At 53.8% G+C, this 12,682-nt stretch carries 15 protein-coding genes; 11 read left to right on the top strand and 4 right to left on the bottom strand.

The features are described from left to right. Positions 1–33 precede the first annotated feature (33 nt). The 9 genes from cueO to hpt all read left to right on the top strand — a co-directional run bounded on the left by cueO (position 34) and on the right by hpt (position 7,498). Complete coding sequence (gene cueO / locus GW579_RS10895; RefSeq protein ID WP_165059035.1) at positions 34–1,644, top strand: multicopper oxidase CueO; 1,611 nt, start codon at positions 34–36, stop codon at positions 1,642–1,644. A gap of 255 nt (positions 1,645–1,899) precedes the next feature. Then, positions 1,900–2,448 (top strand): PTS glucitol/sorbitol transporter subunit IIC, encoded by a 549-nt coding sequence (gene srlA, locus GW579_RS10900; RefSeq protein WP_165059037.1) that lies wholly within the window; start codon positions 1,900–1,902, stop codon positions 2,446–2,448. Between the two features lie 14 nt (positions 2,449–2,462). After that, positions 2,463–3,452 (top strand): PTS glucitol/sorbitol transporter subunit IIB, encoded by a 990-nt coding sequence (gene srlE / locus GW579_RS10905; RefSeq protein WP_165059039.1) that lies wholly within the window; start codon positions 2,463–2,465, stop codon positions 3,450–3,452. A 9-nt stretch (positions 3,453–3,461) separates the two neighbouring features. Beyond that, the gene (srlB, locus tag GW579_RS10910; protein ID WP_165059041.1) at positions 3,462–3,824 is read left to right on the top strand and encodes a PTS glucitol/sorbitol transporter subunit IIA; all 363 of its coding nucleotides are present in this window, start codon (positions 3,462–3,464) and stop codon (positions 3,822–3,824) included. Between the two features lie 21 nt (positions 3,825–3,845). Continuing rightward, positions 3,846–4,625 carry a sorbitol-6-phosphate dehydrogenase gene (gene srlD / locus GW579_RS10915; protein ID WP_152325084.1) on the top strand — a complete coding sequence of 260 codons (780 nt, stop codon included), beginning with the start codon at positions 3,846–3,848 and terminating at the stop codon, positions 4,623–4,625. A gap of 50 nt (positions 4,626–4,675) precedes the next feature. Continuing rightward, the gene (gutM, locus tag GW579_RS10920) at positions 4,676–5,038 is read left to right on the top strand and encodes a transcriptional regulator GutM (RefSeq protein WP_165059042.1); all 363 of its coding nucleotides are present in this window, start codon (positions 4,676–4,678) and stop codon (positions 5,036–5,038) included. 80 nt (positions 5,039–5,118) lie between these two features. Beyond that, positions 5,119–5,892, top strand: a complete 774-nt coding sequence (gene srlR, locus GW579_RS10925) for a glucitol operon DNA-binding transcriptional repressor SrlR (RefSeq protein ID WP_152325082.1) — start codon at positions 5,119–5,121, stop codon at positions 5,890–5,892. Further along, positions 5,885–6,850: an arabinose-5-phosphate isomerase GutQ gene (gene gutQ, locus GW579_RS10930; protein WP_152325081.1), complete on the top strand. Its 966-nt coding sequence runs from the start codon at positions 5,885–5,887 to the stop codon at positions 6,848–6,850. The genes srlR and gutQ overlap by 8 nt, the downstream gene beginning before the upstream one ends. A gap of 111 nt (positions 6,851–6,961) precedes the next feature. Continuing rightward, positions 6,962–7,498: a hypoxanthine phosphoribosyltransferase gene (hpt, locus tag GW579_RS10935; protein WP_152325080.1), complete on the top strand. Its 537-nt coding sequence runs from the start codon at positions 6,962–6,964 to the stop codon at positions 7,496–7,498. Between the two features lie 208 nt (positions 7,499–7,706). Here hpt and can read toward each other — a convergent pair whose 3' ends face one another. Then, positions 7,707–8,363, bottom strand: coding sequence for a carbonate dehydratase (gene can / locus GW579_RS10940; RefSeq protein WP_152327650.1), 657 nt, complete (start codon positions 8,361–8,363; stop codon positions 7,707–7,709). Between the two features lie 133 nt (positions 8,364–8,496). Between can and GW579_RS10945 the strand changes: the two genes are divergently transcribed. Together GW579_RS10945 and GW579_RS10950 are read left to right on the top strand one after the other, a co-directional pair. Further along, a complete protein-coding gene (locus tag GW579_RS10945; protein WP_152327651.1) occupies positions 8,497–9,420 on the top strand; it encodes an ABC transporter ATP-binding protein in 924 nt (307 codons plus the stop codon). Beyond that, complete coding sequence (locus GW579_RS10950; protein ID WP_152327652.1) at positions 9,420–10,190, top strand: ABC transporter permease; 771 nt, start codon at positions 9,420–9,422, stop codon at positions 10,188–10,190. The genes GW579_RS10945 and GW579_RS10950 overlap by 1 nt, the downstream gene beginning before the upstream one ends. Positions 10,191–10,417: 227 nt before the next feature. On the opposite strand, the gene panD is transcribed toward GW579_RS10950, so the two are convergent. From panD to panB, 3 genes are all read right to left on the bottom strand, one after another. Continuing rightward, a complete protein-coding gene (panD, locus tag GW579_RS10955) occupies positions 10,418–10,798 on the bottom strand; it encodes an aspartate 1-decarboxylase (protein WP_101075221.1) in 381 nt (126 codons plus the stop codon). Between the two features lie 106 nt (positions 10,799–10,904). Beyond that, positions 10,905–11,759, bottom strand: a complete 855-nt coding sequence (gene panC, locus GW579_RS10960; RefSeq protein WP_152327653.1) for a pantoate--beta-alanine ligase — start codon at positions 11,757–11,759, stop codon at positions 10,905–10,907. Between the two features lie 14 nt (positions 11,760–11,773). Then, on the bottom strand, positions 11,774–12,568 hold the full coding sequence (gene panB / locus GW579_RS10965) for a 3-methyl-2-oxobutanoate hydroxymethyltransferase (protein ID WP_165059044.1): 795 nt from the start codon (positions 12,566–12,568) through the stop codon (positions 11,774–11,776). Positions 12,569–12,682: the final 114 nt, after the last annotated feature.

A 12,682-nucleotide genomic window follows, 5' to 3' on the forward strand; every position in this document is an offset into this window, starting at 1 on the left:
TCGTCTGGCAATTTTCCATCATAAGGACTGAACATGAACCGTCGCGATTTTGTGAAGTGGACAACGCTCCTGGGCGCCGCCAGTACGTTACCCGGCTGGAGCCGGTTTGCGCTGGCCGCTGACCGCCCGGCGTTGCCCATTCCCACACTGCTTGAACCGGATGCCCGCAGCGCGATTTCGCTTTCCCTGCAACGTGGTCAGAGCCAGTTTCTGCCCGGGGTGAATACACAAACCTGGGGCGTGAACGGCAATCTGCTGGGGCCTGCGCTGCGCGTGCGGCGGGGCAAACCGCTCAATGTCACGGTCAAAAACAATCTGGACGTCGCGAGCACCGTTCACTGGCACGGGCTGGAAATTCCTGGTGACATTGACGGCGGTCCTCAGGGGCTGATCGCGCCGGGCCAGAGCCGCAGCGTGAGTTTGCAGCTCGATCAACCCGCCGCGACCTGCTGGTTTCACCCGCATCCGCATCAGACCAGCGGCTATCAGGTGGCAATGGGGCTGGCCGGATTAGTCCTGATTGAAGATGAAGGCAGCGACGCATTACAGATCCCGAAACGCTGGGGCGTGGATGATATTCCGGTCATTTTGCAGGACAAACGCCTCAGCGACGCCGGACAGATTGATTACCAGATGGACGTGATGACTGCCGCGATCGGCTGGTTCGGCGAGCACATGCTGACTAACGGCGCGATTTATCCGCAGCACGGCATTTCGCGCGGCTGGGTGCGTTTTCGTCTGCTTAACGGCTGCAATGCGCGCTCGCTGCACATCGCCACCAGCGACCAGCGGCCGATGTACGTTATTGCCAGCGACGGCGGTTTTCTTTCCGAGCCGGTAAAAGTCAGTGATTTGCCGTTGCTGATGGGGGAACGTTTTGAAGTGCTGATTGATTGCAGCGACGGTAAAGCGTTTGATCTGGTCACATTGCCGGTGAAACAAATGGGTATGACGCTGGCACCGTTCGACAAGCCGTTGCCGGTACTACGCATTCAGCCGACATTGACCCAAAGCGGCGGTTCACTGCCGGACACGCTGGTGCCGCTTCCGGCGCTGGTTTCTACTGATAATCTGCCGACCCGCTGGTTGCAACTGATGATGGATCCGCAACTGGATCAGCAGGGCATGGCGGCGCTGATGAAACGTTACGGTCACAGCGCGATGGCCGGCATGAGCATGGATCACGGCGGCGGTGATATGGATATGGCGGCGATGCCGGGGATGTCCGGTTCGGGCCATGACGGCCACGGCGGTATGGCCGGAATGGACATGGGCAAAGTGGCCGGAAGTTACGATTTCATGCAGGGCAATAAAATCAACGGCAAAGCCTACGACATGAACGTGCCTGCGTTCGATGTGAAACAAGGGCAATACGAGAAATGGACGATTTCCGGCGAAGGCGACATGATGCTGCATCCGTTCCATATCCACGGCACACAGTTTCGTATTCTTTCTGAAAACGGCCAGCCGGTCGCGCCGCACCGTCAGGGCTGGAAAGATATCGTCCGCGTCGAAGGCGCCCGCAGCGAAGTGCTGGTGCGCTTCAGTCACCTGGCGGATAAACAGCATGCCTATATGGCGCATTGCCATCTGCTGGAACACGAAGATACCGGCATGATGCTCGCGTTTACGGTGTCGGCATAAGCTTCTTTCTAATTTCCTTTCTGTAATTCCCTGAAAAAATGGCCCGAGACTATTCTCCGGGCCATTTTTTTACCCGCCATTCCCGCCCGTTTTAATTCTCTGCCAGTACCTGATTATAAAAATTTCATTTCGAAAGGTAAATCTTTCGAAATGTGATCAATATGGAATTATTATAAGTTCAATATGATTATATTTTCAGCGTGGAGTGACGAAACATGAAAGCTTAAAGCTCACGTATCCCTACAGGAGAACAAGATGATTGAAGTGATTACACACAGTGCCGAATGGTTTATCGGCCTGTTTCAAAAAGGGGGAGAGGTTTTTGTCGGTATGGTAACCGGCATTTTACCGCTCTTAATCAGTTTGCTGGTGGTCATGAATGCGCTGATCGTTTTTGTGGGTCAGCGCAGGATCGAACGTCTGGCGCAGCGCTGTGCCGGAAATCCGGTTTCACGTTATCTGTTGTTGCCGGTCATCGGCACATTTGTTTTTTGTAACCCGATGACGCTGAGTCTCGGGCGCTTCATGCCTGAGATTTACAAGCCGAGTTACTATGCGGCGGGTTCCTACAGCTGCCATTCCATGAACGGATTATTCCCGCACATTAATCCTGGCGAACTGTTCGTTTATCTCGGTGTGGCCAGCGGGCTGACCACGTTGGGATTACCGCTCGGGCCACTGGCGGTCAGCTATTTCCTCGTCGGCATGGTGACCAACTTCTTCCGGGGTTGGGTGACCGATCTCACGACGCGCATCTTCGAAAGGAAGATGGGCATTCAGCTTGATCGTCAGGTTCAACTTTAAACGCGGAGCAGAAAATGAGCGTTACCATTCGAATTAACCGGGGTGAAGGTGGCTGGGGCGGTCCGTTACTGATTGAGGCCGTACCAGGCAAAAAAATTGTGTATATCACGGCGGGCACGCGTCCGGCGATCGTCGACAAACTGGCGGAACTGACGGGTTGGGAAACCGTTGATGGTTTTAAAGAAGGTGAGCCCCCGGCAGAAGAAATCGGTGTGGCGGTGATCGACTGCGGCGGAACGCTGCGCTGCGGTATTTATCCAAAACGTCGGATCCCGACCGTGAACATCCATTCGACCGGCAAATCCGGCCCGCTGGCACAGTTTATTACAGAAGACATTTATGTCTCCGGTGTGCGTGAACACGACATCGTTTTCGATACCAGTGAACGCGAAAAACCGGCACCTGTGGACAGTAAACCCGCACCTACAGCGGCTGTGAGAGACTACGACACCACCAAAAAAATCACCGAGCAGAGTGACGGACTGCTGGCAAAAGTCGGAATGGGCATGGGGTCGGGCGTCGCGGTGTTGTTCCAGGCCGGGCGCGATACCATTGATACGGTGCTCAAAACTATCCTGCCGTTTATGGCGTTTGTGGCGGCACTGATTGGCATCATTATGGCGTCTGGTCTTGGCGACCTGGTGGCGCACGGCCTGACGCCTCTGGCCAAAAGTCCTGTCGGACTGGTGTTGCTGGCGCTGATTTGCTCCTTCCCGCTGCTGTCTCCTTTCCTCGGCCCCGGTGCGGTGATCGCGCAGGTCATCGGCGTGCTGGTCGGCGTTCAGATCGGGCTGGGCAATATTCCGCCGCATCTGGCTTTACCGGCTCTCTTTGCGATTAACGCGCAGGCGGCTTGCGACTTCATTCCGGTCGGGCTTTCACTGGCAGAAGCCAAGCAGGACACCGTTCGCGTCGGTGTGCCGTCCGTGCTGGTCAGCCGTTTCCTCACCGGTGCCCCGACGGTGCTTATCGCCTGGGCCGCGTCCGCCTTCATCTATCAGTAAGGAGTCACCATGCAAACTATTTATCAAACCAGGATTACGCATATCGGAGACTTTGCCCGCGAGGCGTTATTTGATCAGATGCTGATTACATTCCGCGAAGGCGCACCGGCTGATATTCAGGATTATTGCTTTATTCATCAGCACGGCCAGACCGAAGGCGAACTGCATCGCGGAGCCTGCATGGAACTGGCTGATGTGCTTTATCCGGTGACCGCCGTGGGCGAGGTGGCGATGCAAAACCTGCGCGAACTCGGACATATCACGCTGCGTTTTGACGGCAGCGCGGAGGCGGAATATCCCGGCTGCGTACATGTAAAAGGCGTAACGCCCGAAGACATTCCGCTGGGCAGCATATTGAAATTTATCGATTAACACTAAAGTCAGGAGTCAGTTATGGAACAGGTTGCAGTCGTGATCGGCGGTGGGCAGACGCTGGGCGCATTTCTCTGTCAGGGGCTGGCTGAATCCGGATATCGGGTTGCGGTGGCAGATCTGAATGAAAAGAATGCCGCAGAAGTTGCGGCACAGATTAATCAGCAGTTTGGAGACGAAAGGGCATTTGGATTTGTGGTCGATGCCACGAATGAAAGTAGCGTTGAAAAGCTGGCGAAGGCGGTGGATCAGACCTTTGGCGGCGTCAGTTTGCTGGTCTACAGCGCGGGAATGGCGAAGGCCTCGCCGATTACCGACTTTGCTCTCAATGATTTTGATCTCTCACTTCAGGTGAACCTGGTCGGGTATTTCCTTTGCGCCCGGGAGTTTTCCCGTCTGATGATCCGCGACCGAATTCCGGGTCGCATCATCCAGATCAACTCCAAATCCGGCAAAGTGGGCAGCAAACACAACGCGGGTTACAGTGCGGCGAAATTCGGCGGCGTGGGGCTGACGCAATCTCTGGCGCTGGATCTGGCGGAATACGGTATTACTGTCCATTCGCTGATGTTAGGGAACCTGCTGAAATCGCCGATGTTCCAGTCATTATTACCGCAATACGCTAAGAAACTCGGCATTCAGGCCGACGAAGTAGAACAGTATTACATTGATAAAGTGCCGCTCAAACGCGGTTGTGACTATCAGGATGTGCTGGATATGTTGTTGTTTTACGCCAGTGATAAAGCATCTTACTGTACCGGCCAGTCAATCAATATTACCGGCGGCCAGGTGATGTTCTGATGCCATCCGCCCTTGTCTGAGACCGGGGCGGGTTTTTTAAGGAGAAAACGATGACCTCGACTTCAGCACTGATTGCGTGCGCGATGCTGGCATGGGTAGCGCAGATTGTGTTGGGCTGGTGGCAGTTGCAGCGTTTCAATCATGCTTTTGACCAGCTGTGTTTATGCGGTTCAGTGGGCGTCGGGCGTTCGGGCGGTCGCTTCAAACCGCGCGTTGTGCTGGCGCTGGCTTTCGATAAAGAAGAAAAGGTCTGCGCGGGTTTTCTGCTGCGCGGACTGACCATCTTTGCCCGTCCTCAGCCCTTTACTGCTCTTAATGGAATGAAACGCGAACAATTGATGACAGGTGTGATCTTCCCGAAAGATCCGAATATTCAAACCGCACTATCATTAGCGATTGAACCGAAATCATGATATTTTCACTTTAAAAGCTATTATCTTTCAAAAAGAATGATGGCGAGTGAATTTATCTGAAAATTTGAGCGGAAATCGTGATGAAACCTAAGCAACGGCAGGCGGCGATACTGGAGCATTTGCAGCAATTTGGTAAGACGGCGGTGGAAGATCTGGCAGCGCATTTCGCCACTACAGGCACCACCATCCGGAAAGATCTCACTCTGCTGGAAGAAGAAGGTGCTGTGATTCGTACCTACGGCGGCGTGGTTCTGAGCCGCGAAGAAGGCGACCAGCCCATCGACCGTAAAACACACATTAATACCGGTAAAAAGCTGCGCATTGCCCGCGCCGCGATTAGCGAAATTCAGGACGGCGATTCCCTCATTTTCGACGCAGGCAGTACGGTCATGCAGATGGTGCCTTTCCTCAGTCAGTTCAATAACATCACGGTTATGACCAACAGCCTGCATATCGTCAATGCACTGGTCGAGCTTGATAATGATCAAACCATTCTGATGCCGGGCGGCACCTACCGTAAAAAATCCTCTTCTTTCCATGGCAGCCTGGCGGAAAGCGCTTTTGATCAATTCAACTTCGACAAACTGTTTATCGGTGCCGATGGTGTTGATCTGAACGGGGGGGTCACCACGTTTAACGAAGTTCACGGCGTCAGCCAGGCGATGTGCAATGCCGCCGAACGTATTTTCCTGCTGGTAGATTCCTCAAAATTCGGGCGCAAAAGCCCGAACGTGGTCTGTAATTTGGGCAAAGTCGATACGTTGATCACTGACAGCGGGTTAACTGCTCCTTATCGTGAGGCCATCGAAAAACTGGGGATCCGCATTATTTTAGTCGGGGAAGACGATGAATGATTCATTACTGAACTACGCACGCGAAACGCTGGAAATTGAGATTGAAGAAGCGAAACGTTTACTGACGCGGCTTGATGATAATTTCCTTTGTGCGTGCAGCTTATTACTAAATTGCACCGGTAAAGCAGTGGTTTCCGGTATGGGGAAATCCGGCCATATCGGCAAGAAAATCGCGGCATCGCTGGCCAGCACCGGGACGCCTGCGTTCTTTGTTCATCCCGCCGAAGCCCTGCACGGCGATCTGGGGATGATTGGCAGCAATGACGTGCTGATTTTCATTTCTTATTCCGGCCGAGCAAAAGAGCTGGATACGATTTTGCCGTTACTGAAAGAAAACCAGACGCGCCTGATCGCCATCACCGGCGGCAAAAATTCCTCGCTGGCGCAGGCGGCCGATTGCGTGCTCGACATCAGCGTTGAGCGCGAGGCCTGCCCGATGGGGCTCGCGCCGACGTCCAGCGCAGTAAATACGTTGATGATGGGCGACGCGCTGGCGATGGCACTGATGCGCCACCGTGGTTTCGGCGCCGAGGATTTCGCGCGGTCACATCCGGGGGGGAGTCTGGGCGCCAGATTGCTCAACCGCGTCCATCATCTGATGCGCACCGGCGATCGTCTGCCTGTTGTCGACAGCCAGAAAAATGTCATGGATGCCATGCTGGAGCTGAGTCGCACCGGCCTGGGGCTGGTTGCGGTGTGTGACGCCAGCCTGCATGTCGTGGGCGTTTTTACCGACGGCGATTTGCGCCGCTGGCTGGTGAAAGGACATAGCCTGGATGATCCGCTGGTGAGCGCGATGAGCCGTCCGGGATACCAGCTTCCTGCCCAATGGCGGGCGGGTGAAGCGTTGGAAGCCCTGCACGAACAGCACATCAGTGCCGCACCGGTGGTCGACAGCGAGGGTATTTTGGTGGGAGCCATCAACCTGCATGACCTGCACCAGGCCGGTATTGGCTGACACCGGCGTTACTCATCGGCGGGTTCTTTGATATAATCCCATCCACTATATGGTCGCCGTTTCTTCCAATAACGGCGATAAATATTCTTAAATCAGGTGGTTAGTCTTTATATGAAACATCGCGTTGATGTCATGATTTCCGAACAGGAAATCAAAACCCGAATTGAAGAGCTGGGCCGTAAAATTACCGACCACTACCGTGACAGCGGCAGCGAAATGGTACTGGTCGGGCTGCTGCGCGGTTCCTTTATGTTCATGGCCGATTTGTGCCGCGCCATTGATGTGCCGCATGAAGTCGATTTCATGACCGCATCAAGCTACGGCAACGGCATGTCTACGACTCGCGATGTCAAAATCCTGAAAGATCTCGACGAAGACATTCGGGGCAAAGATGTGCTGATCGTCGAAGACATCATTGACTCCGGCAACACGCTGAGCAAAGTGCGCGAAATCCTGCAACTGCGCGGCCCGAAATCACTGGCAATTTGTACCCTGCTCGACAAACCCGAACGCCGTGAAGTTGAAGTCAAAGTGGAATACGTCGGTTTTGCGATCCCGGACGAATTCGTTGTCGGTTTCGGCATCGACTACGCCCAGCGCTATCGCCATCTGCCGTATGTCGGCAAAGTGGTTATGCTGGACGAATAGTGCCTGGCTACCCGGTTTAGCCATTTCCGGCGCGGGAAGTGCTCGCATTCCTCATGGACTTTATGTCCATTGCAGTTGCCCCGCGCTTCCCCCGTCAGAACTGACGTCATCGGCTACGCCCTTGACAGTCTTTCCCGAAAAATCTCACTAAAAAAGGCACATTTTTGTGCCTTTTGTTTTTTAATTTTCTGTAGAGTGGGGCGGCTTGTTATTGCGGGTTGCCGTTCAGTAAGGCGGAGACGCCCTGACGGTAGCGCTGTTCCAGCGTTTCGCGGCTGGTGGCGTCGACTTCGAGATTGCGCAGTCGTCCGTCCTGAATGCCGTAAACCCAGCCGTGCAGGGTGACTTTCTGGCCGCGTTTCCAGGCTGATTGCATTACGGTGGAGTGGCCGAGGTTGTAAACCTGTTCCACGACGTTCAGCTCACACAATTTATCGAGACGCTGATTTGGTGACAGTTCGCCCAGCAGGGAACTGTGTTTGTACCAGATGTCCCGGATATGCAATAACCAGTTATTAATCAAACCCAGTTCAGGGTTTTCAACCGCTGCCTGTACGCCACCGCAACCGTAGTGACCGCAAATGATGACGTGTTCCACTTCCAGTACGTCGATAGCATATTGCACAACGGACAGGCAGTTGAGATCAGTATGGATAACCAGATTGGCGACGTTACGGTGAACAAACAGTTCGCCCGGTTCAAGCCCGGTCAATTGCTCAGCGGGAACGCGACTGTCGGAGCAACCGATCCACAGAAAACGGGGTTTTTGAGATTGGGAAAGTCGTTCAAAGAAGCCAGGATCTTCGTCGATCATGGTCTTGGACCAGTTGGCATTATTACTGATGAGCTTTTCTATATCATTCATTGAGGTTAATAGCCTGTAACGAGCCAACAGCGATGGAGTAATATAGGGCAATGCTCCGTCTTTTAAAACCGATTCAACATCTCCTTTTACGCATTCCTACAACAGGGTTTTCACAACAAGGTACGCTTCCTTTATGAATTATGCATTGGAACTGGAAAAGTTAACCAAAACTTACGCCGGTGGTGTACAGGCTTTGCGCGGTATCGATCTGCGCGTCGAAGCCGGCGATTTTTATGCCCTGCTGGGGCCGAACGGTGCGGGTAAATCGACGACCATCGGCATCATCAGCTCACTGGTGAACAAAACTGCCGGTAAAGTTCAGGTGTTCGGTTACGACATCGACAAAGATATCGTCAACGCCAAGCGTCAGCTCGGGCTGGTGCCGCAGGAATTCAACTTCAATCCGTTTGAAACTGTGATGCAGGTTGTCGTCAACCAGGCCGGTTACTACGGCGTGCCGCGTCCGCTGGCGCTTCAACGTGCCGAAAAATATCTGACCCAACTGGATCTTTGGGGCAAGCGTAATGAGCGTTCCCGCATGCTTTCAGGTGGCATGAAGCGTCGTCTGATGATTGCCCGCGCGCTGATGCATGAACCGAAACTGCTGATCCTCGACGAACCGACCGCCGGGGTAGATATCGAACTACGTCGCTCGATGTGGGGTTTCCTGAAAGAGCTGAATGCACAGGGCACGACCATTATTCTGACCACGCATTATCTGGAAGAAGCCGAAATGCTGTGCCGCAATATCGGCATCATTCAGGGCGGTGAACTGGTGGAAAACACCAGCATGAAAGCGCTGTTGTCCAAGCTCAAATCCGAAACCTTCATTCTGGATTTAGGGGCGAAAAGCCCGCTGCCGGTACTTGAAGGCTACCGCAGCCAGCTGACAGATACGTCGACGCTGGAAGTTGAAGTCATGCGTGAACAAGGCCTGAATTCCCTGTTCAGCCAGCTGAGCAAGCAGGGCGTACAGGTATTAAGTATGCGTAACAAAGCTAACCGTCTGGAAGAGCTGTTTGTCACGCTGGTGAACGGCAGCGGGGAAAAGAAATAATGTCGCAACTGTATTGGGTAGCACTCAAAAGTATCTGGATGAAAGAGATCAACCGGTTTGGCCGGATCTGGATCCAAACGCTGGTTCCACCGGTGATCACCATGACACTTTATTTCATCATTTTCGGCAATCTGATCGGTTCGCAAATCGGTAGCATGCATGGTTTTACTTACATGCAGTTCATCGTGCCGGGCCTGATCATGATGGCGGTAATCACCAACTCTTACGCTAACGTGGCTTCGTCTTTCTTCAGCGCGAAATTCCAGCGCAATATTGAAGAGCTGCTGGTTGCACCGGTGCCAACGCACGTGGTGATCGCCGGTTATGTCGGCGGTGGCGTGGCGCGTGGGATTTGCGTGGGGATTCTGGTCACGGCGATTTCGTTGTTCTTCGTGCCGCTGGTGATCCATTCCTGGTGGGTGATTGCGCTGACACTGCTGCTGACCGCGATCCTGTTCTCGCTGGGCGGTTTGCTGAATGCGGTGTTTGCCACCACGTTTGATGATATCAGCCTGATCCCGACGTTCGTGCTGACTCCGCTGACGTATCTGGGCGGCGTGTTTTACTCGCTGTCGTTGCTGCCACCAATCTGGCAGGCGATTTCCAAGCTGAACCCGATCGTCTACATGATCAGCGGTTTCCGCTACGGATTCCTTGGCGTCAGTGACGTTCCGCTGATCTTCACGATGAGCGTGCTGGTGGCGTTTATCGCGGTATTTTATCTGCTGGCGTGGTATCTGATTGAACGCGGACGCGGTCTGAGAAGTTAATCCCCTTCATCTTTCGGGCCGCCTCTGCGTTGGCTGCCCTCGTGAACCCCGGTCACATACTTATGTATGCTCCCGGGGATTCACTCAATTGCCGCGTTACTCGGCAGAGCCTCGCCCCATAGGGGCCAGCGCAAGCGCTGTTCAAAAGGCTAAAGCCTTTTGTGATGCAACTCGAATGATTGGGGGGATTCAGATTTTTTATAATTCTTTATGTGTTGCTCAGAGAATCAAGCCACCTGAACCGGCACGGCTTTCGCGGTGCGTTTTAGCTGGTTCTCACCTTCAAAATAAGCCACTTTCGGTTTGTGCTGGCGGGCATCAGCGTCAGACATCTGCACGTAAGAGCAGATGATCAGCAGATCGCCGACACAGGCGCAGCGCGCCGCAGCGCCGTTAACCGAAATAATACGCGAACCGCGTTCTGCCGCGATGGCGTAAGTTGAGAAACGCTGACCGTTATCAACGTTATAAATATCAATCGCTTCGTATTCTAAAATGCCTGAAGCATCGAGAAAGTCCTGGTCGATGGCGCAGGAACCTTCGTAGTGCAAATCTGCCTGAGTCACGTGAACCCGGTGCAGTTTGCCTTGCAGCATAGTGCGGATCATCACATATACCTTACTTGCGTAAAAAATCAGGGAACCCACCGGGCGGAGATAATAAAATTCCGATATTTCCGGCGGCCAACATAGTTGCCGATTTGAGCTGCGCTGTCTACTGCGTCAGATCAACCTCTTGATTATCAATCAGCCGGGCTTTCCCTAACCATGCCGCCATCAGGATCACCGCAGATGTGCTGTCGACGGACAATTCCTGCAAGGTTTTGGCATCACGAATAAACAACTCATCAGGCGTAAATCCGGCTTCACGCAGCTGTTGCGCGGTTTCCTGCAACATCTCTTCAACGTGACGCTCGCCCTGGCTTAGACGCTCCGCCAGCGCGGTCATGATCTTGTTCAGCTGTGGCGCTATTTTACGCTCTTCCGGGGTCAGATAACCATTGCGCGAACTCAGTGCCAGACCGTCTTTGGCGCGGACAATCGGTACGCCAATAATTTCAATGTCGTAGCCCATGTCTTCAACCATCGTGCGCAGCAGCGCCAGTTGCTGGAAGTCTTTCTGGCCGAAACAGGCTACCTGCGGCTGCACCAGATTGAACAATTTGCTGACGATGGTAGAGACGCCACGAAAATGCCCCGGACGGCTCGCGCCTTCCAGAATGGTGGAAATCACCGGTACATCGACCTGCGTCTGCGTTGTCAGGCCTTTCGGATAAACCTCCGCCGGAGACGGAGCAAATACCAGATCCACGCCGCGCTTGTTCAGCTTTTCGCAGTCTTCCTGCAACGTGCGCGGATAACGTTCAAGATCATCCGCTCGCTCAAACTGCATCGGGTTGACGAAAATACTCACCACCACCACGTCGCCACGCGCTTTGGCTTCTTCCACCAGCGTCATATGGCCTTCGTGCAGGTTGCCCATTGTCGGCACCAGCGCGATGCGTTTGTTATTTTTACGAAAATCACGGATCTCGCGACGCAGCAGCGCCACGCTGTCAATTATCAGCACACTTCTTCTCCCGATTATTTAAAGGAATGCTCTTCGCCCGGATACACGCCCTGCGCAACCTGATCGACATACAAACGCACCGCGCTGCGGATATCGCCCGCTTCTGTGAGGAAGTCTTTGGCAAATTTTGGCGTATGGCCGCCGGTAATGCCGAACGCGTCATGCATCACCAGAATCTGTCCGTCGGTCACGTTACCGGCACCAATGCCGATCACCGGGATGCTCAGTTCTTCGGTCACGCGGCGCGCCAGTTCAACGGGTAAACATTCCAGCACCAGCAGCTGCGCCCCGGCTTCTTCGAGCATCATCGCATCTTTGATGAGCTGGTTTGCGGCCACTTCGTCGCGCCCCTGCACTTTGTAACCACCAAAAATGTTCACGGATTGCGGCGTCAGCCCGAGATGGCCGCACACCGGCACGGCGCGCTCGGTCAGCATTTTAACTGTATCGCACAGCCAGCTGCCGCCTTCGAGTTTCACCATATTGCCGCCGGCACGCATCAGGATTGCCGCGCTTTCAAACGCCTGTTCCGGCGTGGCGTAACTCATGAACGGCAGGTCTGCCAGCAATAAAGCCTGAGGCGCGCCACGGCGCACGCAGCGCGTGTGGTAAGCAATTTCCTCAACCGTCACCGGCAGGGTGGAATCCTGGCCCTGAACGACCATGCCGAGGGAGTCACCGATCAGCATCACGCTGATACCCTGTTCGGCAAACAATTGCGCGAAACTGGCGTCATACGCGGTAATGGTCGCAAATTTGTGTTTTTCCTGCTTCCATTGGCGAAGCTGGCTCAGCGTTGTTGGTTTCATGAACACTTTCCTTTGAATAATTCATCGGATGAATATGATGCCAGTATTCTACTGTATGAGCCGAAATGCAGACAGCAAGATCAGCAACGGACTCTATGATTCAGGTCTTAAGAA

Origin of the sequence: Rahnella contaminans (assembly GCF_011065485.1) — a bacterium.
In the GTDB taxonomy this organism is placed as follows: Bacteria; Pseudomonadota; Gammaproteobacteria; order Enterobacterales; family Enterobacteriaceae; genus Rahnella; species Rahnella contaminans.